Genomic DNA, 23,931 nt, shown 5'->3' with positions numbered 1-23,931 from the left:
GATGAGCCCCGTGTTTGTCATCACCGTCCTGCTGTGGTTGTCGGTAGCGGGTCTCGCGTTCGCGCTCGCCAAACGCGCTGCCTACTGGCGCGAAGGCCGCGCCACGCCAGCGGGCGCGTACGGCTGGACCAATCTGCTGGCGATCCCGAAGCGCTATTTCGTCGACCTCCACCATGTGGTCGCGCGAGACCCGTATATCGCGAAGACGCACGTCGCGACGGCGGGCGGGGCGATCCTCGCGATGGCGGTGGTGTTCGTCAACTACGGTCTTGCGATCTACTCGCCGTGGCTCGACAAGCTGATCTTTCTGGCCGCGCTGGTGATGCTGGTCGGCGCGGTGTTCGTCTGGCGCCGGCGGCATGGCGCGAAGGCGGTTCCGGCACGGCTCTCGCGTGGGCCTTGGGATCATCTGCCGCTGCTGCTTGGATCATTCGCACTCGGTTTGGCGCTGTTCATCGCGTTGCCGGCTGCGGCGATGTCGGGTGCTTTGGCGATTATCGTCGCGTTGCTGATCGCAGTCGGCGCGTTCACGATGACCTTCGGTGCGGCTCGCGGCGGTCCAATGAAGCATGCGCTCGCCGGGCTGCTGCACCTTGCCTTTCACCCGCGTCAGGAGCGTTTTGCCGAGCGCAACGATAACGATGTCGTGCCGCCGACCGCATTGAAGGCGCCGCTGCTCGACGCGAAGGAATACGGCGTCGGCAAGCCGGTCGAGTTTCGCTGGAACCAGTTGCTGAGCTTCGACGCCTGCGTGCAATGCGGCAAGTGCGAAGCGGCGTGCCCCGCATTTGCCGCCGGGCAGCCGCTTAATCCGAAGAAGCTGATTCAGGATCTCGTCACCGGAATGGTCGGTGGCACGGACGAAGCTTATGCCGGCAGCCCGACGCCTGGCATTCCGGTCGGCAAACACGGTGGCGCGCCGGACAAGCCGCTCATATCGAGCCTGATCGAAGCGGACACGCTGTGGTCGTGCACCACTTGCCGCGCCTGTGTGCAGGAGTGCCCGATGCTGATCGAGCACGTCGATGCGATCGTGGATATGCGCCGCAACCAGACCCTGGTCGAAGGCAGCGTACCGGGCAAAGGTCCGATCACGCTCGCCAATCTGCGCGAGACCGGCAGTTCGAACGGTTATGACATCGGCGCGCGTTACGACTGGGCGGTCGATCTGCAAGTACAGGTCGCGCAACCGGGTCGGCAGGTGGACGTGCTGTTGATCGCCGGCGAAGGCGCGTTCGACATGCGCTATCAGCGCACGCTGCGTGCATTGATCAAGGTGCTGAACCGGGCGGGGATCGACTACGCGGTGCTCGGCGGCGTCGAAACCGATACTGGCGACACGGCACGGCGTCTCGGCGACGAAGCGACCTTCCAGCAACTCGCTCAACGGCTGATCGGCACGCTCTCGCAGTACTCGTTCCGCAAGATCGTTACCGCCGATCCGCACGTGTTGCACAGCCTGCGCAACGAATATCGCGCACTCGGCGGTTTCTACGAGGTCCAGCATCACACGGCACTGATCGAAGAACTGGTATCGAGCGGCAAGCTGTCGCCGAAGGCGGTCGCTGCGTTCGCGGACCGCAAGATCACGTATCACGATCCGTGCTATCTGGGCCGCTATAACGGTGAGACGGAAGCGCCGCGCCGTTTGCTGAAATCCATCGGCATCAAGGTGGTCGAGATGGAACGCAATGGTATGCGCGGACGTTGCTGCGGAGGCGGCGGTGGTGCACCGTTGACTGACATCCCCGGGAAAAAACGCATTCCGGACATCCGTATCGACGACGCCCGCGCGATAAACGCCGAAATCGTCGCAGTGGGTTGCCCGAATTGTACGGCGATGCTCGAAGGCGTGGTCGGCCCGCGTCCGGAAGTGCTGGACGTCGCCGAACTGGTTGCAGCGGCGCTGGAGTAACGCCATGAACAATCTCAAACGAATCGATCCACGCCGGCCGTTCACGATTACGGCCGATGGGCTCAGGCGCATTACGCTTGGCATGACGGCAGTTGCCGGCTCGACGGAACTTGCGGCGCAGGGCTCGACGGGGGCGGCGCATCGCGAGCACGCAAAACCGCGCCGCACGACGGCTGCAGCGCAGCGCGTGCTGCTGGTGGCTGCTCACGCGGACCGCGGCGCGCTGGATGACCACGCGCGTCAGACCCTGGCCGCCGCCGCGTTGATCGCGGACGCGACAACCGAAGTCGTACTGCTCGCATTCGGTGAGTTCAGCGGCGACGCCGCCGCGCTCGGCGCCGACAAGCTGATCGAGTTGCCGATGTTCGACCGCCGCGTTTTCGCGCCGCTCGACGAATTGAACGCACTGGCCGCGTGCGTCGCGGCCTATGCGCCGGCGCATATTTTCCTGCCCGATAACGCGACCGGCGATGGCGACCTCGGCCGCCGTTATGCGGCCGCCGCGAACGCGAGCGTCGCGACACATGTTGTCGAGATCGATGCGGCCCATGTCACGGCTTATATCCAGACGAATACGGCGTTCGCTGTACGCGCGCTTCCTGAAGTCGTTTTGCTCGCACCGAACGCGGTGGATCCGAAGTTGCCCTTTGTCGGGTCGGGTGAGCGAGTGGTGTGGCGTTTCGATGGCGAACCGGCGTCGTCCAAAGGCATCGTGCGCGATCTTGGCATCGAGGAGATCGACGCCGCCCAGCTCGCGCTCGAAGAGGCGGATTTCATCGTCTCGGCAGGCAACGGCGTCAGCGATGTGCCCGCGTTCGAGCGTCTTGCGGCCACATTAGGCGCTGCGATCGGCGCAAGCCGCGTCGCCGTGGACGACGGCAAGTTCACCCGCGACAAGCAGATTGGCGCCACCGGCAAGACCGTCGAAGCGAGCGTCTATATCGCGTTCGGCATTTCCGGCGCGGTTCAGCACCTGCAGGGCATCAAGGATTGCCGGCACGTGATCGCGGTGAATCTTGACGCCAGCGCGCCAATCGCCAAACGCGCCAATCTGACCGTCATCGCCGACGCGCAAGAAACCATCGCGGCGCTGAATGAAGCCGCGGCGGCTGCACGCACGGCACGCGGCACGGGGGCTGCGCTATGGAATTCAACGGCTGTTGCGGAAGGAGCGCTTGCATGAAAATCGCCGTACTGGTTTCCGTGGGGCGGCACCCGGTCAGCGGCACCGCGCGCTACAGCCGCAACGACGCCGCCGCGCTGACGATAGCGCTCTCGCTCGCCAAAACGCACGGCGCGACGCTCGACGTATTGCACGCGGGCGATCCGTCGAATCCGGCGCTCAAGGAATATCTGGCACTCGGCGCGCGCACTGTCGAGGTGCTGGAAGTGCCGGCAACGCCTGAATGGCAAGGCGATGCGATAGCACCGCTCGCCGCACGTCTACGCGGCTACGACCTCGTATTGACCGGCACCCGTGCCGAAGGCGCCTTCGATAGTGGCATGCTGCCGTATCGCGTCGCGAGTGCGCTTGAGATGCCGTTGGTCGGCGCAGCGGTTGATCTGACGATTCGCGACGGCTGCGCCGAAGTCCGGCAATTCATGCCGAAAGGTTTGCGCCGCCGCGTCGAAGTGCGGCTGCCGGCCTTGATCGCCGTGCATCCGATGGCCAACACGGCGCCGAGCTACGCCTATGCAAGGTTGCGCGAAGGCACGATCCGTCCAGTCGCGACAGATGCGTCCGGACGCGCGGCCTCAGCCAACCCCGACGATCTCGCCTGGACAATCCGTCCCGCGACCGCCAAACCGGTGCGCCTCGCCGCCGCCGAGAAGCGCTCGGGTCATGCCCGCATGCTCTCGGCGACGACGACCGAAAGCCGCGGTGGCAGCGTCGTAATTGAAGGGAGTTCCGTCGAAAAAGCACAAGTGATCCTCGCGTATTTGCGCGAGCATCAACTTGTGGATTACTGATTTCCGGTTCGGGCCAGCATGCGACCAGGAGGGCCTGGCGCAGCGCCAGACGTGACATGCAACGGAGCACACAATGAAAGTTTCGGCAGACGTTCGCGCAATGATCGAACGCCGCAAAAAGAATCACACGCTGGAAGCGCCGTTCTATACGGGCGACGAGATTTTCGCGCTCGACATGGAGGCGATCTTCCGCAAGCACTGGATTCAGGTCGCGGTGGAACCGGATGTCCCGGAACCGGGCGACTACATCACGGTGGAAATCGGTAACGATTCGATTCTGATCGTACGTGACGACGACATGCAGGTGCGGGCGTTCCACAACGTTTGCCGCCATCGTGGCGCGCGTTTGTGCAATACGGACAAGGGTTCGCTCGGCAATATCGTTTGCCCGTATCACAGTTGGACCTACAACCTGAACGGCGATCTGATGTTCGCCGAGCATATGGGCGATCAGTTCGACCGCTGCAAGCACAGCCTGAAAGCGGTGCACCTCCAGAATCTCGCCGGTCTGATCTTCATCTGTCTCGCGGATGAGCCACCCGCCGACTTCGCCGTGATGCGCGCCGCGATGGAACCGTACCTGCTGCCGCACGATCTCGCCGGCTGCAAGGTCGCAGCGACGATCGATATCATCGAAGAGGGCAACTGGAAGCTCACGATGGAGAACAATCGCGAGTGCTACCACTGCGTCGCGAATCATCCCGAGCTGACGATTTCGCTTTACGAATACGGTTTTGGGTATCAGCGCACGCCCGCCAACGAAGAAGGCATGGCCGCGTTCGAAGAGACCGTGGCGCGCCGTACCGCGCAATGGGAGGCGATGAAACTGCCGTCGGCGGAAATCGACCGTCTGGCGGATCTGGTGACGGGTTTCCGCACGCAACGCCTGCCGCTCGATCGCGACGGTGAATCGCAGACCATGGACGCGAAGGTGGCCTCGAAGAAGTTGCTCGGCGGTTTCGAGCAGGCCGACCTCGGTGGTCTCTCGTTCTGGACGCAACCGAATTCGTGGCATCACTTCATGAGCGACCATATCGTCAGCTTTTCGGTGATTCCATTGTCGGCAGGTAAGACACTGGTGCGCACCAAGTGGCTCGTCCACAAGGATGCACGCGAAGGCATCGATTACGACGTGAACAATCTCACGGCCGTGTGGCGCGCCACCAATGACCAGGACCGCGCACTCGTGGAGTACTCGCAACGCGGCGCGACCAGCAGCGCCTACGAACCGGGTCCGTATTCGCCGTTCACCGAAGGGCTCGTCGAAAAGTTCTGCGAGTGGTACATCGGCCGTATTGCGGAGTACAGCAATGCGCCCCAAACCCATGATGCCGGCGATGCGCCGGTTTCGCACGGCGAAAAAGTCGTGTCTTTCATGCGCTGAGCGCGATACCGCAACCAGGAGCGGGAGAAAATAATGATGCGCGATCAGGCGACGCTTCAGCTCAGCCCCGAGCCGGCTCCGAACCATGAGGCTTCAAGCCGCGAAACTTCAAGCCGGGTCACGCGGCCGCGGTTCTGGGAGACGTTGCCGGCGCGTTGGAACAGCGATACCGACGAAACGCTGGTGTGCTGCCAGGTCCGTCAGGAAACGCACGACGTCAAGAGCTTTTTTTTTCGCGCACCGTCCGAGCGGGCGTTCGTGTTCGAGCCGGGGCAGTTCATCACGCTGGAGTTGGAGATTGACGGCGAGGCCGTAAATCGCTGCTATACGATCTCCTCGCCGCCCACGCGCCCGCACACGATCTCCATCACCGTGAAGCGTGTGCCGGGCGGCAAGGTATCGAACTGGCTGCACGACAATCTGCACGCGGGTATGGAGGTTCGTGTGCTGGGGCCGTCCGGCGAGTTCACCTGTGCGCGGCATCCGGCGCGTAAGTTTCTATTCTTGTCGGCAGGTTCCGGCGTTACGCCGCTGATGTCGATGAGTCGCGCGCATCACGAACTCGGCGAAGATAGCGACATCGTGTTCGTGCACAGCGCCCGCACGCCGGACGACATCATCTTCGCGCGCGAACTCGATCTGATTGCGTCGAATCAGGCCAATTTTCGCACGGCGTTTGTCTGTGAGCGGCTTGGTGCGCGCACGAATTGGCCAGGCGTTACCGGTTTTCTGACCTTGCCGCTGCTTAAACTCATCGCGCCGGATTTTCTCGATCGCGAGATTTTCACCTGCGGTCCGGCGCCGTACATGCAGGCAGTCCGTCATCTCCTGGACGAAGGCGGCTTCGATCGCAGCCATTACCACGAGGAAAGCTTCTCGTTCGAGACGATCAGCGAAGTGGCCGCGCAATTGACGACTGCGCATGTCGGCGATGCATTGCAGGCACCCACAGCTAGCGCGGAGAGCTTTGTCGAAGCGCGTGAACACGCGGCTGGATTTGCACCCGCGCAGGTGCCGGTCACGCCGGCGGAAATAGAAACGAAGTTCAAGGTGAGCTTTGCCAAAAGCAATCGCGAGATCGAATGCGGCAGCGGCCAGCACGTACTCGATGCGGCGAAGAAGGCCGGCATACGGCTTCCGTCCTCGTGCACGCAGGGCATGTGCGGCACCTGCAAGGTGAAGCTGGTGTCCGGTGAAGTCGCCATGAAACACGCCGGCGGGATTCGTCAGCGCGAAATCGATCAGGGCATGGTGCTGCTGTGCTGCAGCAAGCCGTTGAGCGATCTCGTCGTCGATAAGTAAGACAAGAGCGGGACCTGGACTCGCGGTCGAGGTCGAAGTCGCCTGCGGACAACTGGATGTCGGAAAACAACGCTACCCGGCAATTCTGGTTGGCGATTCTAAATGCTCAATGGGTAGTTTGGATGGCGAACGGGAGAACGGCGATGAGACTGATCAGAAAGATATTCGTGTTGAGCGCGTTGAGTGCTGCGCTGGCGGCAAGCAGCGTGAGTGTGTCGGCCGATTCCAAGCCGACCATCAAGATCGGCTATGTGGAGGGTTGGGACGACAGCGTTGCAACCACAAACGTCGCTGCGCGCGTGATCGAAAAGCGCCTCGGCTATCAGGTGCAGCTCGTGCCGGTCGCGGCCGGTGTGATGTGGCAAGGCGTGGCGCGCGGCGATCTCGACGCGACGCTGTCCGCATGGCTGCCGGTCACGCATGGCGCGTACTGGAACAACTTCAAGGATAAAGTCGTCGACCTGGGTGCCAATTTCAACGATGCAAAGATCGGTCTGATCGTGCCGGATAACGTTGACGTGAAGAGCGTTGGCGATCTGGAGGCGAAGAAGACGGAATTCGGCTCACGCATTGTCGGTATCGATGCCGGCGCGGGTGTGATGCAGAAAACCAGCGAAGCGATCAAGGCATACGGGCTCGACTATCAACTGATGCCGAGCTCGGGCAGCGCGATGACTGCGGAACTGGCGCGTTCGGAAGCGGCAAGCAAGCCGATCATCGTCACCGGCTGGAAGCCGCACTGGATGTTCGCGAAGTACAAGCTCAAATTCCTCGACGATCCGAAGAAGGTGTTCGGCGAAGCGGAGCACGTGGATAGCGTCGTCAATCCTGGACTAGAGACGAAGGCGCCGACGGTCGTCGCGTTCCTCAAGAAGTTCCAATGGAAACCGGGCGAGATCGACAGCGTGATGCTGGCGACGCAAAACGGCGAGAAGCCGACGGCTGCTGCCGATGCGTGGATTAGTGCGCACGGAGATCGTGTGGATAGCTGGGTGAAGTGATTTCGTATTTCAGGTGAGTGAATTGCCGCTTGTTTTGAGCGGCAACCCCTGCAAAAAAACGCCGCTCTCGAGCGGCGTTTCTGTTTATTGCAGCACGACAGTCCGATCACCGTTGATGAATACCCGTCGCTCGATAAACGCCTTCACGGCCCGCGCAAGCGTGATGCATTCGACGTCGCGTCCCGTCGCCAGCAGTCGCTCCGGGCTGTATGAATGATCGACGCGCTCCACAACCTGCTCGATGATGGGACCTTCGTCGAGATCGTCGGTGACGAAGTGCGCCGTTGCGCCGATCAGTTTCACGCCGCGCGTATGCGCCTGGTGATAAGGCTTCGCGCCTTTGAAGCCGGGCAGAAACGAATGGTGAATGTTGATCGCGCGTGCCGCGAGTGCACGGCTCGTTTCGCCGGAAAGAATCTGCATGTAGCGCGCAAGGATCATCAATTCAGCGCCTGACGTTTCGAACAGATCGAGCAAGCGCGCCTCCTGTTGCGGTTTGGTATCGGCGCTGATCGGCAGATGATGGAACGGCAAGCCGTGTTGTTGCGCGAGCGGTTCCAGATCGCGATGATTCGAGCCGATGCCGACAATATCCATTTTCAACTCACCCATGCGCCAGCGGAACAGCAGATCGGCAAGACAGTGTTCGAGTTTCGACACCATGATCAGCACTTTCGGTCGCGTGCCGACGTCATGCATCGCCCATGTCATTCGAAAGCGCTCGGCGATCGATTTGAATTCGCGCCTGAGTGCAGCGATGTGCAGGGTCTCATTGGTGTCGACGCCATGAAACACGCAGCGTACGAAAAAGTGCTCGCTGAGGTCGTCGTCGAAAACGGTCAGTTCGTCGATATAGCAATGATGCCGGTCGAGAAAGCCGACGACGGCGGCAACCTGGCCCGCCGCGCTCGGACAGGCGACCGTGAGAACCAGTTGATCGGGACGGGAATCGGCGGACATGCGCTCTCCACTTAGGCAATAGGGCAACGCCGCGGGACGCGGCATGCATCATCGCAGTAGAGCAAATCAGCGGTACAGGGGGATAGAAGCTAACCGCCGTCGCGCTGGAATGGGAGCGTCAGGGGAGGTTGGGAGGATGGGCCGCGCGCCCCAAGCGCAAATCAATCTCAGGCGTGGGCACGTGCCGCGTGCAGCTCCAGACCGAGGGCGCGGATCACCTTGATGATCGTCGCGAAGCTGGGATTGCCATCTTCGGACAGCGCCTTGTAGAGACCTTCGCGCGAAATTCCGGTGTCGCGGGCGAGCTGCGCCATGCCACGTGCACGCGCGATCACGCCCAACGCATGCGCGAGGAATGCAGGGTCGTCGCCGCCTTCAAGCAGACAGGCCTCGAAATATTCAGCCATGTCCGTTTCGGTCTTCAGGTGTTCGGCCGAATTCCACTGCCGGGTTTTGATCTTTTCCATTGTTCACTCCGATTCAAGGTTCGCCAGCATCTTGTGTGCGGCTTTGATATCTGCAGGTTGAGTCGACTTGTCTCCACCACACAGCAGGATCACCAGCACTGCGCCGCGCTGCACGTAGTAGACGCGATAGCCGGGACCGTGATCGATCCGCAGTTCGGTAATCGGCGCGCCTGCGGAATTCGTGTCGCCGGGATTACCCATCGCCAGACGGTCGATGCGGGCCTGAACGCGGCGCTTGGCGATCCGGTCTTTCAAGCCGTCGAACCAGGCATCAAATGTCTCGGTAGTGCGGATATTCAACATGCAGAAAGTGTAATCCATGGATTACATGTGCGTCAACCATGGTTCACGGCCCGTCATCGCTTTTCTGAGGCGCCGCCCTCACTCAGCATCGCGCCCACATTCGCCGAGCAACCATTGACGAAATGCGCTGACGGCGGGTGTCGCCGCGCGCTGGGTGACGAGCAGATAGCCGCGCTCGGTCACCACCGGCGTGTCGAACAGTTCTACGAGTTGCCCCGTGGCAAGAAGCTCGTCGACCAGTGGCGCCCAACCAAGCGCGACGCCTTGGCCCATGATCGCCGCGTGGGCCACGAGCGTAAAGCTGTTGAACGTGATGCCGCGATGTGCGGCCGGCGCATCGAGACCCTGCGCGGCGAACCAGTCGGCCCACGACAGCCAGCGCGCCGGCTGGGTAGGTTCTAGATGCAGCAGCGGCAAGCTCAACAGGTCCGACGGCGTGCGCAATTGCGGATGCGCCGCGAGAAAAACCGGACTGCACACCGGCGTGACGCGCTCAGGAAATAGTTTGAGCGCGCCTCGCGCGCTCAGGTCCGCATCTTCATCGCCGAACGCAATCGCAATGTCCGCCTGATCGTGTGACGGATCGAACACGCTCTGCGACGTGATGATCTTGACGTCGACGTCCGGCATCAACGCTTTGAACTGCGAAAGGCGCGGCATCAGCCAGTAGGTCGCGAAACCGAAGTCGGTGGATAGCGTGAGAGTTTGCGGCGTGCGCCGCGCGCGGATCTCGGCGGTGGCGAGGCGGATGGTGTCGAGGGCGTTGCGCACCGCTTCGAATAGACGCACACCGTCTTCCGTCAGCGTGACGCCGCGATGGCCGCGTTCGAACAGCGGTACACCGAGTGCTTCTTCGAGTTGCACCACACGCTGACTAACCGCTGGCTGCGTCGAGCCCAGCTCGCGTGCAGCCGCTGTGAAGCTCGCGAGACGCGCTGCGGATTCGAACATCGTCAACGCCTGCATCGGCGGCAAGCGATCCTGCCTCGACATAAGGCCCCCTTATAGGCACATAACGATTTGCCGTCTTCACAGCAGCGAATTGGACGGCAATAGTGGTGTTCACGCGGGGACCGGCACACCGGTTTCCCGCTTGCAGCGACACCCGCACCCCTATTTGCGATTCTATTCGAGGCGCGCTCCAATGCATGACACGAAACAGAATATCCTTATTCTGATGGCCGACCAGATGACGCCGTTTGCGCTTGCCGCATACGGACATCGTCTAACGAAGACTCCCAATCTCGATCGCCTTGCGAAGCAGGGCGTGGTATTCGACTCGGCGTATTGCGCCAGTCCGCTGTGCGCACCGTCGCGCTTTTCTTTTTTATCGGGCAAGCTGCCGTCCGCGATTGGCGCCTATGACAATGCAGCAGAATTTCCGTCGCAAACGCTGACGTTCGCACATTATCTTCGCGCCGAAGGGTATCGCACGATCCTGTCCGGCAAAATGCATTTCTGCGGGGCCGATCAACTGCACGGATTTGAAGAGCGGCTCACCACAGACATTTATCCCGCCGATTTCGGTTGGACACCCAATTGGGACGATTTCGAAACGCGCCCCACGTGGTACCACAACATGAGTTCGGTGATCGACGCGGGTCCGTGCGTGCGCACGAACCAACTGGACTTCGACGATGAAGTCACTTTCACCACGCGGCAGAAGCTCTTCGATATCGCACGTGAGCGGCATGCCGGCAAAGATGCACGGCCGTTCTGCATGGTCGCCTCGCTGACGCATCCGCATGATCCGTACGCAATTCCGCGGAAGTACTGGGACATCTATGCGGATGAAGACATCGATCTGCCCGCGCATCGCGACTCGCTCGATGAAGTCGATCCGCATTCGAAGCGCCTGCGCCACGTGTGCGAAACCGACCGCACGCCCCCGACCGACCAGCAGATCCGCAATGCAAGACGCGCTTACTACGGTGCGATCTCTTACGTCGATGACCAGTTCGGTGCGATCCTCGAGGCGCTCGAACAGTCAGGGCTCGCGAAAGACACTGTTATCGTGGTGACGTCCGACCACGGTGAGATGCTCGGCGAGCGTGGACTCTGGTACAAGATGACGTTCTTCGAAGGCGGCTGCCGCGTACCCTTGATCGTTCATGCGCCGCAGCGTTTCGACGCACATCGTGTGCACGAGTCGGTTTCGCATCTCGATCTGCTGCCCACGTTGGTGGAATTGGCGCGCGGCGAACAGCCAAAAGTCTGGCCGGATTCGCTCGATGGCCAAAGTCTCGTACCGCATCTGCGTGGCACACAAGGCACCCGCGGCGGCCACGACGAAGCGATCGGTGAATACCTGGCGGAAGGCGCTATAGCGCCAATCGTGATGCTACGACGCGGGCGCTTCAAATTCATTCACACACCTGCCGATCCTGACCAACTGTACGACGTGGCAACGGACCCGCTCGAACGCGAGAACCTCGCCGCGCGCGCCGAATATGCATCACAGGTCGTGGCATTTCGCGAGGAGATCGCACAACGCTGGAACCTCGCCGCGCTGCACAACGACGTACTGAAAAGCCAGCGCCGCCGCCGCTTCCATTTCGAGGCCACGACGCAGGGCACGGTCGCGTCATGGGACTGGCAGCCGCACGTCGATGCGAGCCAGCGCTACATGCGCAATCACATCGACCTCGACACGCTCGAAGCGATGGCGCGTTTTCCCGCTGTAACGCGCTGACGTCTCCGCTCACGATTCAACCCATCTACAGGAAGCCGACATGATGAAAAAGCTCTTCAAACAGGCTGTATCCGGCGTTGCGCTGCTGTGCGCGGCAGCCACCTTTGCCGCGGCTGCCGAACCGCAGTCCTGCACGCAGGTCAACATGGCGGGGCCCGGCTGGACCGACATCGACGCGACCAATGCGATGACCGGTGTGCTGTTGAAGGCGCTCGGCTACCATCAGAACGTGTCGAACCTGTCGGTGCCGATCACCTATCAAGGCCTGAAGAAAGGGCAGATCGACGTGTTTCTCGGCAACTGGATGCCGGCGCAAGCACCGGTCGTGAAGCCGTTCGAGGATGAAAAATCGATCGAGGTCGTGCATCCGAATCTGAGCAACGCGAAGTTCACGCTCGCGGTGCCGGACTACGTGGCGGCCGCGGGCGTGCATTCATTCGCGGACCTTGCGAAGAACGCCGACAAGTTCGACAGCAAGATCTATGGCATCGAACCGGGGGCGCCGGCCAATCAGAACATCAAGAAGATGGTCGACGACAAGGCATACGGGCTCGGCAACTGGAAGCTCGTCGAATCGAGCGAGACCGGCATGCTCACGCAGGTCGACCGCGCGGTGCGTGAGAAGAAATGGATCGTGTTCCTTGCATGGGAGCCGCATCTGATGAACACGAAGTTCAAGCTGACTTACCTCGACGGCGGTGACAGGTACTTCGGGCCGAACTACGGAGGCGCCACGGTCAATACCGTTGCGCGTAGCGGGTACGCCGAGCAGTGTCCGAATGTCGGCCGCCTGTTCAGGCAACTCACATTCAATGTCGATCTGGAAAACGGCGTGATCACCGAAGTGCTCGAGAGGAAGACCGGTGTCGACACGGCCGCCACCGAAGCGCTCAAGCGCCACCCCGAATTGCTGAAGTCATGGCTCGACGGCGTGAACACCGCCAGCGGCGCCAATGGCTTGCAAGCGGTGCAAACCGCACTCGGTGTGAAATAACCCCGGCATTCCTGACTACGAGGTCGCTACTCGACAGATTCATGTCGCATCCGGTCGAATCCTCTTAAATCTGGACACTTATTCTTGACCCGTCGATGCAGGCATGCAGATGATCGTATGCAGTGCCGATAGCTTCAATCAGCCTGGCCGGCTGAGTCAGTTTTGGCCGGCCTGGTCAGCGTTAGTGAGCTTCAATCGTTTCAATCAGTCTCAGCCGATTTCGAACTGCCCGTCATGCGAGAAGCGCCGCGCGTTGGAAGACAGCACGCAGCAGGGATCGCTTTATCTAACGAAATACGCAGGCAAAGAGCAGGGGAGAATTAGATGAAGAAGAGAAATGCCGTTAGTCTTTCGGGACTCGCCCTCGCGGCAAGCGCGGTATGCGCACCGACGGCGGTCCATGCGCAAAGCAGCGTCACCCTGTACGGGATTCTGGACGCCGGTATCACCTACGTGAACAATGCCGGTGGCGCACACCAGTTCAAATTCGACGACGGCATTTCGTACGGCAACCGGATCGGCTTCAAAGGCGTGGAAGATCTCGGCGGCGGCCTGCAAGCGGTTTTTGTACTCGAATCGGGTTTCCACCTGGGCAATGGGCAATTGGGATTCGGCGGTGCTGAATTCGGACGTCAGGCCTATGTCGGCATCAAGAACTCGTGGGGGACTTTCTCGTTCGGTAACCAGCTCGATATGACCGAAGAGTTCGTCTATCTGTACAACATCTCCGCATGGGCGAGCGGCTACGCGATTCACCAGGGCGACTTCGACCGGATGAACGGCGACCGTCTGCCGAACTCGGTGAAGTTCCTGTCCAATGATTTTGCCGGCTTCACCTTCGGCGGCATGTACTCGTTCGGCAACACCGCAGGCGACTTCCATCAGAAGAGCGCATGGAGTGTGGGCGCGCATTATGACCACGGTCCGTTCAACATGGGCTTGGCGTATACCCAGTTGAACAATCCGTTCGGCATCTATGCGTTCGACCCGTACGCGATGATCGGCACGCGCACCTTCCTCGGCCAGCCGACCGTTTCCGTCGATCCGGCCACTGGCGCGGTGACGGATCTGTTTAGCTCGTCGGCATTCCCGGTGGACAAGCAAGGCGCGTTTGCGGTCGGCGCCGCCTACACGATCGGCGACCTGATGCTCACCGGCGATTTCACCTACACGACGATCAAGGGCTTCGGGCAGACTTCGCACATGCAGGTTTATGAAGGGGGCGCGTCGTATAACTTCACGCCTGCGCTTTCGCTGTATGGCGGCTATCAGCACACGAGCTTCGAAGGCAATCACTGGAACCAGGGCTCGCTCGGACTGCACTACCTGTTGTCCAAACGGACCGATGTGTATATTTCCGGCGACTATCTGCGTGCGTCGAATGGCGTGAACGCGGTGATCGGCTATAGCTTCGCGCCGTCGTCGTCGAATACGCAGTCCGATGTGCGGATCGGGATGCGGCATTCGTTCTGACGCATCTGCGGTGGGGCTGGCACTCAAGTGCCAGCCAGGCACTGTGGAACTCGGAGCAACACCCCGTCAGGGCCGGCGTCACTCCGTGGCGACAGCGCTGCCGCCCAGATAGGCTGCGCGAACCCGGTTGTCCTGTGCCAATTCGTGGGCCGGGCCGGCGAGTGCGATGCGGCCGCTTTCCAGCACATAGGCCCGCTGCGCGATGCGCAGCGCCTGGCGCGCGTTCTGTTCGACAAGAAGGATCGACGTACCTTCCTTGCAGATGTCGGCGATCATGCCGAAAATCGCTCGAACCAGCTTCGGCGCCAGCCCCATGGACGGTTCGTCGAGCACGATGATGCGTGGCCGCAGCATCAGTGCGCGGGCGATCGCCAGCATCTGTTGCTCGCCGCCGCTCAGCGTCCCCGCAAGCTGGCTGCGCCGCTCGCCAAGCCGCGGGAACGTCTGATACACGTCCATTATTCGCTGCTCGAGTACCGCGCTGTCGCGCCGGATCAGATAGCCTCCCAGCCGCAGATTTTCCTCCACCGTCAGTGCCCCGAACATGCGGCGGCCTTCCGGCACATGACCAAGACCGAGCGCCACGATCTGGTGTGCGCGCAGTCCGGCAAGAGCGTGCCCGGCCATCACGATCTGTCCTGCACGGGGGCGAATCAGGCCGGAAATGGCGCGCAGTGTTGTGGTCTTGCCTGCCCCGTTGCTGCCGAGCAACGCCACGATCTCGCCTTCTCCGACGTCCAGCGAGATGCCATGGAGAACCTCCACGTTCCCATAGCCCACGTGCAGATCGCGTATTTCTAGGAGTCCCACAGCGATTTCTCCCCGGCGGCATCGTCGGCTGCTTCGTCGGCCTCGGCCGTGCCGAGATAGGCGTCGATCACGCGCGGGTCGGCCTGGATCTCGGATGGCGTCCCCTCGGCGATGATGACGCCGTGGTCCATGACGATGATCCGGTCTGACACGCTCATCACCAGCATCATGTCGTGTTCGATCAGTAGCACGGTCACGCCGAAATCCCGGATCCGCCGGATCAATTCCATCAGCGCGTGCTTCTCGGTCGGGTTCATCCCCGCTGCCGGCTCGTCCAGTAGCAGCAGGTGCGGGTTGCTGGCAAGGGCGCGGGCGATCTCCAGCCGGCGTTGATCGCCATAGGGCAGGTCGGCCGCGCGTTCGCCCGCGCGCGCCTCGAGCCCGACAAACGTGAGCCAGCGCAGGCCCTCTGCCGCATGATCCGCTTCTTCGGCGCGAGCGGAGGGCAACGCCAGCAATTCGGCGACGAGCGGCGTATGAAGGCGATGATCCATGCCGATCAGCACGTTCTCGAAGGCCGTCATGTTGGCAAACAGACGGATGCCCTGGAAGGTGCGCGCCATCCCGGCGTGGACGATGCGATGCGGCGCGCCGCCTGCCAGCGAGGCCCCGCGCCAAAGCACCTGGCCGCCGGTCGGGCGGATCACACCGGTCATGCAGTTGAACACCGTCGTCTTGCCCGCACCGTTAGGGCCGATAAGGCTAAGAATTTCCCCGTTGCGCACGGTGAAGCTGATACCGCCGACCGCCTGCACGCCGCCGAAGCGGCGCTGCATGTTGCGCACATCGAGCAGGATTTCATCGGTGACCTTTTCCCGGGGCGGCAGGGCTTCGGGATCGCCCGTACTCGCGCGCGGTGCCGCCACCCGGCGCAGCGGTGCCGGCCATAGCCCTTGCGGCCTGAGCAGCATCAGGATCACGAGCCCGATCGCAAAACCGAAGATGCGCCAGAGGTTGAGGAAACGCAGCACCTCGGGTAGGCCGGCGACGATGACTGCACCGAGTATCACGCCCGGAATGCTTCCCCGGCCGCCCAGCACGACGACGATCAGGATCGTCACGGACTGCAGATAAGTGAAGCCGGTCGGGTCGATGGTCCCGAAGCGTGCGGAGAACAGGCTGCCGGCGAGGCCGCCGATCAACGCGCCGAGGATGTACGCAAGCATTTTGACGCGCAGTGTCGGCACGCCGACGGCCTCGGCAGCCGCCTCATCCTCGCGGATACTCGTCCAGGCGCGCCCGAGCCGCGACTGGCCAAGCCGGATCGCAAACACGAGCACCAACACGAGGAACGCGATGCCCAGTTCGTAGACCGCAGCCGGCGAGCTGATTTCATAACCGAACAGGCTGGGGCTGGCGATGCCGTAGATCCCGTTTGGGCCGCCCGTGATGTTGAGATTGGTGGCAACGATGCGCGTGATCTCGCCGAACCCGAGCGTGACGATGGCCAGATAGTCGCTGCGCAGGCGCAGGGTAGGGTAGCCGATGACGATGCCGGAAGCACCGGCAAATACGAGGCTGAACGGCAGCGTTTCCCAGAACGAGAAGTGCAACAGCGTTTCCAGCAGCGCCGTCGTGTAGGCGCCGATGGCGAAGAAGGCGGCATAGCCCAGATCCAGCAAGCCGGCATACCCCACCACGATGTTCAGCCCGAGGCCCAGGATCGAATAGGTGGCGATGGTCAGGCCGACATCGACGATATAGTTGCTGGCGACAGCGGGTAGCGCCACGGCGGCGACAAGCAGCGCGACGCCGGCAGGACGAGATCGACGCGATAACCCCTGCATGGCGCTCATAGCGCTACATTCTCTCGACGACGCGCTCGCCGAACAAACCCGTCGGTTTGATCACGAGCACGGCGATCAGGACGCCGAACACGAGCACATCGGTCCACCGCGATGAGACATAGCCCGCGCTAAAGGACTCCAGCAGACCAATCAGGATGCCGCCCGCCATTGCGCCCGGGATATTGCCGATGCCGCCAAGCACGGCAGCAGTGAAGGCGCGCAGGCCCAGCACGAAGCCCATGAAGAAATTGATCTGCGTGTAGTAAAGCCCTTCCATGACGCCGGCCACGGCGGCCAGCGCCGAGCCCAGGAAGAAGGTCAACTGGATCAGTCGCTCAACGTTGATACCCATCAGACGCGCCGCGTCCTGATCGATCGCCAGCGCGCGCATCGCTGTGCCGACGAAGGTGCGGTGAACGAAGAAATACAACGCGAGCATCAACGCAAAGCTGGCGACGATGATGCTGACCTGGGCGAACGTGATCTGTACGCCCTGGAATTCGAGTCCTGCCTGGCTGAGCACATGGGGATATGTGTTGAAACCGGCGCCGTAAAGCAGCAGCACGCCGTTTTCCAGTGCCAGCGAGACGCCGAGTGCGGTGATCAGAATGGATAGCCGCGGCGCGCGCAGCAGCGGCTGGTAGGCCACGCGTTCGATGGCGAGGCCGAGTGTGCCCGTGACCGTCATCGCGGCCACAAGGGCAATCAGCAGCGCCAACGCGAGCGGCAGGTGTGCTGCGGCAAGCACCGTCAGACCGGTCCAGCCGATGAACGCACCCACCATGAACAAGTCGCCGTGAGCGAAGTTGATCAGCCGGATAATCCCGTAGACCATCGTGTAGCCGAGGGCGACGAGCGCATAGAACGAGCCGATCGTCAGCCCTTCGATGACGAACTGGAAGAAGTTGCTCATGGCGAGGCGCGCGGCGCGACGGGGCCTATTTCATCGCCATCCAGTGCCCCGCGGCATCCTGCTTCTGATAGGGCGCGAAATTGTCGCCGCGAACGATGATGGTGATGTACACCGCCACGCTGCGGTCGCCCTTCGGATTAAAGCCGATCGTCCCGGTCGCGCCCTGGTAGTTCGAGATCTTGTGCAGGGCGGCCGTGATCGCGGCGGGCGTCGCCGACTTTGCGTCCGCGATCGCCTTCGCCGTGACGCCGACGGCATCGTATTCGTAGACCGAATAGGGTCCTGGCCCTTGCCCGTAGGCCTTCGTATAGTCGTCGACGAAGCTGTGCGCGCCGCTCAGGAACTGCGCCAGCGGCGCCGTGGTGATGATCATGTCATTGGCCGCTGGGCCGGCTGTCTTCATCAGCGTTGGGTCGTTGGTGCCGTCGCCGCCCATCAGGGTCATCTTCAGACCGAGTTGCCGAGCTTCTTTCACGAGCAGGCCAGCTTCGGAGAAATAGCCGGTGTAGTAGATCACGTCCGGCTTCAGTGATGCGACATGGGTCAGCGTTGGCGAGTAGTCCATCTGACCGGGCGTGATGGCGTCGTCGTAGACGACCTCGACACCGTCCTTTTTCAGGGCGGCCACGGTGTTGTCGGCGAGGCCCTTGGCATAGGTCGTGTTGTCGTTGATCACGGCCGCGCGTTTCGCGTGTAGCGAGTTTTTCATGAAACTGGCTGCAAACGGCCCCTGTTCGTCGTCTCGGCCAATCGTGCGGAACACGTTGTCGTAGCCCATCTCGGTCAGCTTGGGATTGGTCGACGCGTCCAGCACGTAGGGAATCCCGGCGCGATGAAAGGTCGTCAGTTCCGGCAGCGCCGCACTGGAGCAGTACCCGCCAGCCACTGCAACGACGCCCGCGTCCACGAGCTTCTGTGCCGCCTGCACGGCAGTCTGCGCGTCGCAGGCGTCGTCCTCGGGCACCAGTTCGATCTGCTTGCCGAGCACACCACCCGCGGCATTGACCTTGGCGGCGGCAAGCTTGGCGCCGTTGAGAATGTCCGTGCCGGCATTGGCGGAACTGCCCGATAGCGGCACGGGCACGCCGATCTTGATGGTCTGGCTTTGTGCCGGACTGGGGGCCATGCCGGCGAGCGCGGCCAGAGCCACCGATGCCGCGATTGTCGTTTGGCGCAGGACGCGACTTGCGGCCGGCCTGCCATTCTTCTGAGCAATCATGTTGGAAACTCCTTATTGTGAAAGGGATCGGTGCGATCCACCACACGGCTATCCCGGTGGCATCAGAAAACGGATGGAAACGTACGTCGCATGCAAGTTGTAATCTGCCAGTTCAACGGCCCGACTCGCGGTCTCATCGCAGCGCTACCATGAAAGCGTGTTTTTTCATGATAGAACTCGCCGCACCTTTCGCTGGTATAGGGTATCCGCGTATAGGACACCGTACAAAAACGTAGCGACCACGTTATATTGAGTAAGTGCTCTGCATGGGGCTTGAGTCAGCCATGAAAACCGTTGTGCTGGGGGGCGGAATTGCGGGCGTCACGGCCGCCTGGTACCTCGCCAGGGAGGGCCGCGAGGTGACGGTGATCGACCGCCAGCCGAGCGTCGCGCTCGAGACCAGCTTTGCCAACGCCGGACTGGTCGCGCCCGGACATTCGTACACGTGGGCCTCTCCGCGGGCGCCGAAAATTCTGCTGAAATCACTCTTCGTCGACGGGCAGGCGCTGCGCCTCAAGCTGAACGCGGACCCTCACATGTGGGCCTGGTGCTTTCAGTTCCTGCGCAATTGCACGGCGGAGCGTTCACGTCTGAACACCACGCGTAAGGTGCGGCTGTGCCGCTACGCACAGAGTCAACTGCAGCAACTGACCGCGGCCGAACACCTGCAATACGATCGCATCAGTCGCGGCCTGTTGTACCTGTATCGCGACGAAGCTTCTTTCGCGCGAGGCACGCAGAACATGTCGATCCTGGCGGACAACGGACTGCCGCTCAAAACGCTCGATGCGGCGCAGGTGGCCGCGCGCGAGCCGGCGCTCGCGCATGCCCGTGACAGGATCGCGGGCGCGATTTATTGTCCAACCGATGAAAGCGGCGATGCGCATTTGTTCACCCGCGAGCTGAAGGCGGCGTGTGAGCGTGTCGGCGTGCGTTTCGAATTCGATACACCCATTAGCGCGATCGAAGCGTCCGGCGATCGGGTCGTTGGCGTGCACACGCCGACGGGCCTCATCCAGGGCGACGAGTTCGTCCTCGCACTCGGTTCCTGGTCGCCCATCCTGGCGCGCCGCCTGGGCTACCGGTTGCCGGTGTACCCGGTAAAGGGCTATTCCGCCACGTTTCCTGTCGGACCCGAGCATCGTCCGCCGGATCTGGGAGGCGTCGACGAAAACAATCTCGTGGCGTGGGCGCGTTTTGGCCAACGGCTGCGCTTTACCGCGACCGCCGAGTTCACCGGCTACGACACTCGCCACACGCCCGCTGATTTCACGCAGATGCTGCAGGCCGCCCGCGAGTTGTTCCCCGACGGCGCCGACTACAGCCGCGCGTCCTACTGGGCCGGTCTGCGCCCGATGACCCCCGAAGGGATACCGCTGATCGGCCGCACGCGTCACCGGAACCTGTACCTGAACACCGGCCACGGGCACATGGGATGGACGATGTCGTGCGGCACTGCAAAACTGCTGGCCGACATCATGGCCGGTCGCCAGCCCGAACTCGACATGACAGGGATGACACTGAAATGAGCACGAAACCACAGCAGGACGATGCCTACGTCAGGCTCGAATTCGCGCTGGACGGCGGCATCTGCCGGCGCGCCGCGATTGGACTGGTGGTGCTCGCCACCGACCATACGATCGAATACGAGTGGCGCAAGCTGCTGACTCAGGATGGGGTGGCTTTCTATGAGAGCCGCGTGCTCAACTCGCCGGACATCACGCCGGAGCGCCTCGCGGAAATGGACGCGCGCATCGCTTCGGCGGTCGCGCTGATTCGTCCGGCGGAGCGGGTCGATGTCGTGGCGTTTGGCTGCACGTCGGCCTCGATGGTGATCGGCGAGGAAAACGTGTTCGCGCGCATTCGCGAAGCGCGCCCGGGCGTGGCGTGCACCACGCCGATTACCGCTGCGCTTGCTGCGCTACGCGCGCTGGGTGTCCAGCGCGCGGCACTGTTGACGCCCTATGTGCGTTCGATCAACGACTATATGCGCGACTACATCGAGGCGCGCGGCGTCGGCATAACGCGCATGGCGTCGTTCGAGCATGCAAACGATAACGAAGTGGCACGGATCGACACTGCGTCTCTGCAATCTGCTGTCGAGCGCCTTGCACGGCACCCGGACGTGGACGCCGTTTTCGTGTCGTGCACGAGCTTGCGGATCGCCGAACTCGTTCCAGAACTTGAATCGAGGATCGGCAAGCCGGTGATATCGAGCAACTTCGCGATGGCCTGGCACGCGTTGCGACTCGCGGGCGTGGAAGACCGCGAACCTCAGCGTGGGAGGTTGTTTGCGCTGTGACTGGCGCGTGCGCTTGCTGCAACTGACGCGTGCGCGAGGCCCACATGCGCTCGCGCGGATCGTGCCGATTCCACATGTTCAGGTCGGCCACCTGCGGACCTTCTGTTGTCGTGCAGAAGCATGGGGAAGGGCACGCGCGGGCGGTCACTGCGCCGCGCCGTCGCCCTGTTTCTTGTGTTGCGACGCCATCCGCTCCTGCTGGGCGGGAGGTACCGGATCGTAGTGGCTGAGCTGGATGCTGTAGTTACCGTGCCCGCCCGCGATGGCGTTCAGCCGCGACTGATAGTCGTTGAGTTCGGACAACGGCACCTGGCCTGCGACGACTACGGCGTTGCCCGCGGCCGAGCGTGTGCCGTGGACTTGCCCGCGCTTGGCGGACAGGTCGCCGATGATGTCACCCATCGCGGCCTCCGGCGTCATGACCTCGATGTCCACGATAGGTTCGAGCAGGACGGGCTGAGCTTTCAGCACCGCATCGATGAAAGCCTTGCGGCCGGCGGAAATGAATGCCACTTCCTTGGAGTCGACTGAATGGCTCTTGCCGTCGAACACGGTGACGCGCACGTCCTGCATCGGGAAGCCGGCCAGCGGCCCGCTATCGATGACCTGAAGAATGCCTTTTTCCACGGCGGGCATGAACTGGCCGGGGATGGCGCCGCCCTTGACGGCGTCGACGAACTCGAACCCCGTACCGCGCGGCAGTGGCTCCACGCGCAGCATCACTTCGCCGAATTGCCCGGCGCCACCGGTTTGCTTCTTGTGGCGATGGTGTCCCTCGGCTTTGGCGCCGATGGTTTCCCGATAGGCGATCTTCGGTGGCCGCGTCACGACCTCGAGCTTGTACTGCTCGGATAGTCGCTCCAGCATGAGGCGCAGGTGCAACTCGCCCAGACCGCGCACCACCGTCTCGTTGGTGCCGGCCGGGTGGTCGATGCGCAGACATGGGTCTTCCGCACTCAGCTTTTGCAGAATCTCCCAGAGGCGCTGCTCGTTGCCCCGGCGCGCAGGCTCGATCGCCAGCCCATAGATGGGCGTGGGGAAGTCGAGCGGGGTCAGGTGGATGTTGCCGTCCTCAGGGGCGTCGTGCAGGACGGCATCGAAGCCGATCTCGTCGATCTTGGCCGTGGCGCAGATATCGCCTGGGCCGGCTTGTGGAACATCCACGTGTTCCTTGCCCTGCAGCATCATCAGATGGGCGACTTTGAACGGCTGGCGCGCGTCGCCGATATAGAGCTGGCTATCCCGCCTGATCGTGCCCTGATGGACGCGAAACACGGCCATCTTGCCGATGTAAGGGTCCATGACGATCTTGAAGGCGTGGGCCAATACATGCTTGTCGGCGACCGGTTCGGCACGCACGATTTCCTGGCCGCCGCGGGCATCGCGGTAGAAGAGGGGTGGGTTGCCTTCCATGGGATTGGGCAGGAGCCGGACGAACACGTCGAGCAATTCCGCGATGCCGGCACCGTTGGCCGCTGACGTGAAGCAGATCGGCACCAGATGAGCTTCGCGCAGCGCCCGCTCGAAGGGCTCATGCAACTGCTCCGGGCTGATGGCTTCGCCTTGTTCCAGGTAAAGCTCCATCAAGGCGGGATCGATCTCGACCACTTGATCGACCAGCGCATTGTGCGCCGCCGCAACAGACAGGAAGTCGGCCTCGCCGGCGGGGGTGAAAAAGCAGTCCACCACCTGGCCGCCGCTTTGCGTCGGCAGGTTGATGGGCAGGCATTCCTTGCCGAAGGTCTCCTGGATTTGCGTCAGAAGCCCCGGAAGATCGACCTTTTCGCGATCGATACCATTCACAATGATCATTCTGCAGAGCTTGCGTTTTTCCGCCCACGCCATCATGCGCCGGGTGGTCATTTCGATGCCGGTCTGCGCGTTGATGACAATGGCGACGGTTTCTACAGCGGGCAGGGCGCTGATCGACAGCCCGGAAAAGTCCGGATAGCCGGGCGTATCCAGCAGATAGATGCGGGTATCCCGGTAGTGCAGATGGGCGACGGCGGAGTTAAGGGAGTGGTGATATTTGCGTTCGAGCGGGTCGAAATCGCAGACCGTGTTGCCGCGTTCCACGCTGCCGGGGGCGCGTAACTCACCACCCTGGTGGAGCAGGGCTTCGACAAGCGATGTCTTGCCACATCCGGCATGGCCGACCAGAGCGATGGTGCGGATGGCGTCGGGGCTGTAATGCATGGCCGCCCTCGTCCAGTAGTGGATGTGGGGCCATTATTGGCGAAAACGGACCGGTGTGCCATACGACGCCATCAGTGCGGACCCTTAGGCGCGTGGCCATCGAATACGTGATTCGTCTGGCCGCGTTGAACGCAAGGCCGATGCGCGTTCGCCAACGTCGAACGAGGCGCAAAATTGAATCGTCCGGTGGAAGCTATGCGCAGCCTGCTGCAAAGTCTGCGTCGACCCTCAGACGGAGGCCA

At 62.2% G+C, this 23,931-nt stretch carries 20 protein-coding genes and 1 pseudogene; 11 read left to right on the top strand and 10 right to left on the bottom strand.

What is annotated here, in order from left to right:
• Position 1 precedes the first annotated feature (1 nt).
• The 6 genes from M0D64_RS21820 (at position 2) to M0D64_RS21795 (ending at position 7,573) form a co-directional block, all read left to right on the top strand.
• The gene (locus M0D64_RS21820; RefSeq protein ID WP_266259191.1) at positions 2 to 1,915 is read left to right on the top strand and encodes a (Fe-S)-binding protein; all 1,914 of its coding nucleotides are present in this window, start codon (positions 2 to 4) and stop codon (positions 1,913 to 1,915) included.
• 4 nt (positions 1,916 to 1,919) lie between these two features.
• Positions 1,920 to 3,098, top strand: coding sequence for an electron transfer flavoprotein subunit alpha/FixB family protein (locus M0D64_RS21815; protein WP_266259190.1), 1,179 nt, complete (start codon positions 1,920 to 1,922; stop codon positions 3,096 to 3,098).
• Positions 3,095 to 3,886, top strand: coding sequence for an electron transfer flavoprotein subunit beta/FixA family protein (locus tag M0D64_RS21810; protein ID WP_266259189.1), 792 nt, complete (start codon positions 3,095 to 3,097; stop codon positions 3,884 to 3,886). Before M0D64_RS21815 ends, M0D64_RS21810 begins: the two co-directional genes overlap by 4 nt.
• Before the next feature lie 73 nt (positions 3,887 to 3,959).
• The gene (locus M0D64_RS21805) at positions 3,960 to 5,270 is read left to right on the top strand and encodes an aromatic ring-hydroxylating dioxygenase subunit alpha (protein ID WP_266259188.1); all 1,311 of its coding nucleotides are present in this window, start codon (positions 3,960 to 3,962) and stop codon (positions 5,268 to 5,270) included.
• Between the two features lie 36 nt (positions 5,271 to 5,306).
• Entirely contained in the window at positions 5,307 to 6,572 is a 1,266-nt protein-coding gene (locus M0D64_RS21800) for a hybrid-cluster NAD(P)-dependent oxidoreductase (protein ID WP_266259251.1), read from the top strand.
• Between the two features lie 143 nt (positions 6,573 to 6,715).
• Entirely contained in the window at positions 6,716 to 7,573 is an 858-nt protein-coding gene (locus M0D64_RS21795) for a glycine betaine ABC transporter substrate-binding protein (RefSeq protein ID WP_154560690.1), read from the top strand.
• 84 nt (positions 7,574 to 7,657) lie between these two features.
• Here M0D64_RS21795 and purU read toward each other — a convergent pair whose 3' ends face one another.
• The 4 genes from purU to M0D64_RS21775 all read right to left on the bottom strand — a co-directional run bounded on the left by purU (position 7,658) and on the right by M0D64_RS21775 (position 10,296).
• A complete protein-coding gene (gene purU, locus M0D64_RS21790) occupies positions 7,658 to 8,533 on the bottom strand; it encodes a formyltetrahydrofolate deformylase (protein WP_266259187.1) in 876 nt (291 codons plus the stop codon).
• Between the two features lie 167 nt (positions 8,534 to 8,700).
• Positions 8,701 to 9,000: an addiction module antidote protein gene (locus M0D64_RS21785; protein ID WP_266259186.1), complete on the bottom strand. Its 300-nt coding sequence runs from the start codon at positions 8,998 to 9,000 to the stop codon at positions 8,701 to 8,703.
• A 3-nt stretch (positions 9,001 to 9,003) separates the two neighbouring features.
• Positions 9,004 to 9,321, bottom strand: coding sequence for a type II toxin-antitoxin system RelE/ParE family toxin (locus tag M0D64_RS21780; RefSeq protein WP_266259185.1), 318 nt, complete (start codon positions 9,319 to 9,321; stop codon positions 9,004 to 9,006).
• Positions 9,322 to 9,381: 60 nt separating this feature from the next.
• Positions 9,382 to 10,296, bottom strand: coding sequence for a LysR family transcriptional regulator (locus tag M0D64_RS21775; RefSeq protein ID WP_266259184.1), 915 nt, complete (start codon positions 10,294 to 10,296; stop codon positions 9,382 to 9,384).
• Positions 10,297 to 10,447: 151 nt separating this feature from the next.
• Here M0D64_RS21775 and betC point away from each other — a divergent pair, with 151 nt between their 5' ends.
• The 3 genes from betC (at position 10,448) to M0D64_RS21760 (ending at position 14,462) form a co-directional block, all read left to right on the top strand.
• Complete coding sequence (gene betC / locus M0D64_RS21770) at positions 10,448 to 11,995, top strand: choline-sulfatase (protein WP_266259183.1); 1,548 nt, start codon at positions 10,448 to 10,450, stop codon at positions 11,993 to 11,995.
• Positions 11,996 to 12,035: 40 nt separating this feature from the next.
• Complete coding sequence (locus M0D64_RS21765) at positions 12,036 to 12,989, top strand: choline ABC transporter substrate-binding protein (RefSeq protein ID WP_266259182.1); 954 nt, start codon at positions 12,036 to 12,038, stop codon at positions 12,987 to 12,989.
• A gap of 324 nt (positions 12,990 to 13,313) precedes the next feature.
• Positions 13,314 to 14,462, top strand: coding sequence for a porin (locus tag M0D64_RS21760; protein ID WP_266259181.1), 1,149 nt, complete (start codon positions 13,314 to 13,316; stop codon positions 14,460 to 14,462).
• Between the two features lie 78 nt (positions 14,463 to 14,540).
• Here the strand turns inward: M0D64_RS21760 and M0D64_RS21755 are convergent, their stop codons facing one another.
• Genes M0D64_RS21755 through M0D64_RS21740 form a run of 4 tightly spaced genes read right to left on the bottom strand, consistent with a single transcriptional unit; the run spans position 14,541 to position 19,191 of the window.
• Complete coding sequence (locus M0D64_RS21755) at positions 14,541 to 15,272, bottom strand: ABC transporter ATP-binding protein (protein WP_168435708.1); 732 nt, start codon at positions 15,270 to 15,272, stop codon at positions 14,541 to 14,543.
• Positions 15,260 to 17,068, bottom strand: coding sequence for an ATP-binding cassette domain-containing protein (locus M0D64_RS21750; RefSeq protein WP_266259180.1), 1,809 nt, complete (start codon positions 17,066 to 17,068; stop codon positions 15,260 to 15,262). Before M0D64_RS21750 ends, M0D64_RS21755 begins: the two co-directional genes overlap by 13 nt.
• Positions 17,069 to 17,072: 4 nt before the next feature.
• Positions 17,073 to 17,972 carry a branched-chain amino acid ABC transporter permease gene (locus M0D64_RS21745; RefSeq protein ID WP_266259179.1) on the bottom strand — a complete coding sequence of 300 codons (900 nt, stop codon included), beginning with the start codon at positions 17,970 to 17,972 and terminating at the stop codon, positions 17,073 to 17,075.
• Between the two features lie 25 nt (positions 17,973 to 17,997).
• Positions 17,998 to 19,191: a branched-chain amino acid ABC transporter substrate-binding protein gene (locus M0D64_RS21740; RefSeq protein WP_154560682.1), complete on the bottom strand. Its 1,194-nt coding sequence runs from the start codon at positions 19,189 to 19,191 to the stop codon at positions 17,998 to 18,000.
• Positions 19,192 to 19,475: 284 nt separating this feature from the next.
• Between M0D64_RS21740 and M0D64_RS21735 the strand changes: the two genes are divergently transcribed.
• Both M0D64_RS21735 and M0D64_RS21730 read left to right on the top strand, forming a co-directional pair.
• Positions 19,476 to 20,720, top strand: coding sequence for a D-amino acid dehydrogenase (locus M0D64_RS21735; protein WP_266259178.1), 1,245 nt, complete (start codon positions 19,476 to 19,478; stop codon positions 20,718 to 20,720).
• Complete coding sequence (locus M0D64_RS21730) at positions 20,717 to 21,493, top strand: aspartate/glutamate racemase family protein (RefSeq protein ID WP_266259177.1); 777 nt, start codon at positions 20,717 to 20,719, stop codon at positions 21,491 to 21,493. The genes M0D64_RS21735 and M0D64_RS21730 overlap by 4 nt, the downstream gene beginning before the upstream one ends.
• Positions 21,494 to 21,500: 7 nt before the next feature.
• Here M0D64_RS21730 and M0D64_RS21725 read toward each other — a convergent pair.
• Positions 21,501 to 21,602, bottom strand: a pseudogene (locus M0D64_RS21725) (DUF1989 domain-containing protein); the annotation flags it as partial.
• A 35-nt stretch (positions 21,603 to 21,637) separates the two neighbouring features.
• Positions 21,638 to 23,689 carry an elongation factor G gene (gene fusA / locus M0D64_RS21720; RefSeq protein WP_266259176.1) on the bottom strand — a complete coding sequence of 684 codons (2,052 nt, stop codon included), beginning with the start codon at positions 23,687 to 23,689 and terminating at the stop codon, positions 21,638 to 21,640.
• Positions 23,690 to 23,931 lie beyond the last annotated feature (242 nt).

It is taken from the genome of Paraburkholderia sp. WS6, assembly GCF_030464835.1.
Lineage (GTDB): Bacteria > Pseudomonadota > Gammaproteobacteria > Burkholderiales > Burkholderiaceae > Paraburkholderia > Paraburkholderia madseniana.
This window is presented reverse-complemented; position numbering and strand designations above follow the sequence as displayed.

Excerpts from the sequence above, each read along its gene's own strand:
- M0D64_RS21820 (WP_266259191.1), top strand. The coding sequence starts at position 2 with ATGAGCCCCGTGTTTGTCATCACCGTCCTGCTGTGGTTGTCGGTAGCG.
- M0D64_RS21815 (WP_266259190.1), top strand. The coding sequence starts at position 1,920 with ATGAACAATCTCAAACGAATCGATCCACGCCGGCCGTTCACGATTACG.
- M0D64_RS21810 (WP_266259189.1), top strand. The coding sequence starts at position 3,095 with ATGAAAATCGCCGTACTGGTTTCCGTGGGGCGGCACCCGGTCAGCGGC.
- M0D64_RS21805 (WP_266259188.1), top strand. The coding sequence starts at position 3,960 with ATGAAAGTTTCGGCAGACGTTCGCGCAATGATCGAACGCCGCAAAAAG.
- M0D64_RS21800 (WP_266259251.1), top strand. The coding sequence starts at position 5,307 with ATGCGCGATCAGGCGACGCTTCAGCTCAGCCCCGAGCCGGCTCCGAAC.
- M0D64_RS21795 (WP_154560690.1), top strand. The coding sequence starts at position 6,716 with ATGAGACTGATCAGAAAGATATTCGTGTTGAGCGCGTTGAGTGCTGCG.
- purU (WP_266259187.1), bottom strand. The coding sequence starts at position 8,533 with ATGTCCGCCGATTCCCGTCCCGATCAACTGGTTCTCACGGTCGCCTGT.
- M0D64_RS21785 (WP_266259186.1), bottom strand. The coding sequence starts at position 9,000 with ATGGAAAAGATCAAAACCCGGCAGTGGAATTCGGCCGAACACCTGAAG.
- M0D64_RS21780 (WP_266259185.1), bottom strand. The coding sequence starts at position 9,321 with ATGGATTACACTTTCTGCATGTTGAATATCCGCACTACCGAGACATTT.
- M0D64_RS21775 (WP_266259184.1), bottom strand. The coding sequence starts at position 10,296 with ATGTCGAGGCAGGATCGCTTGCCGCCGATGCAGGCGTTGACGATGTTC.
- betC (WP_266259183.1), top strand. The coding sequence starts at position 10,448 with ATGCATGACACGAAACAGAATATCCTTATTCTGATGGCCGACCAGATG.
- M0D64_RS21765 (WP_266259182.1), top strand. The coding sequence starts at position 12,036 with ATGATGAAAAAGCTCTTCAAACAGGCTGTATCCGGCGTTGCGCTGCTG.
- M0D64_RS21760 (WP_266259181.1), top strand. The coding sequence starts at position 13,314 with ATGAAGAAGAGAAATGCCGTTAGTCTTTCGGGACTCGCCCTCGCGGCA.
- M0D64_RS21750 (WP_266259180.1), bottom strand. The coding sequence starts at position 17,068 with ATGAGCGCCATGCAGGGGTTATCGCGTCGATCTCGTCCTGCCGGCGTC.
- M0D64_RS21745 (WP_266259179.1), bottom strand. The coding sequence starts at position 17,972 with ATGAGCAACTTCTTCCAGTTCGTCATCGAAGGGCTGACGATCGGCTCG.
- M0D64_RS21740 (WP_154560682.1), bottom strand. The coding sequence starts at position 19,191 with ATGATTGCTCAGAAGAATGGCAGGCCGGCCGCAAGTCGCGTCCTGCGC.
- M0D64_RS21735 (WP_266259178.1), top strand. The coding sequence starts at position 19,476 with ATGAAAACCGTTGTGCTGGGGGGCGGAATTGCGGGCGTCACGGCCGCC.
- M0D64_RS21730 (WP_266259177.1), top strand. The coding sequence starts at position 20,717 with ATGAGCACGAAACCACAGCAGGACGATGCCTACGTCAGGCTCGAATTC.
- fusA (WP_266259176.1), bottom strand. The coding sequence starts at position 23,689 with ATGCATTACAGCCCCGACGCCATCCGCACCATCGCTCTGGTCGGCCAT.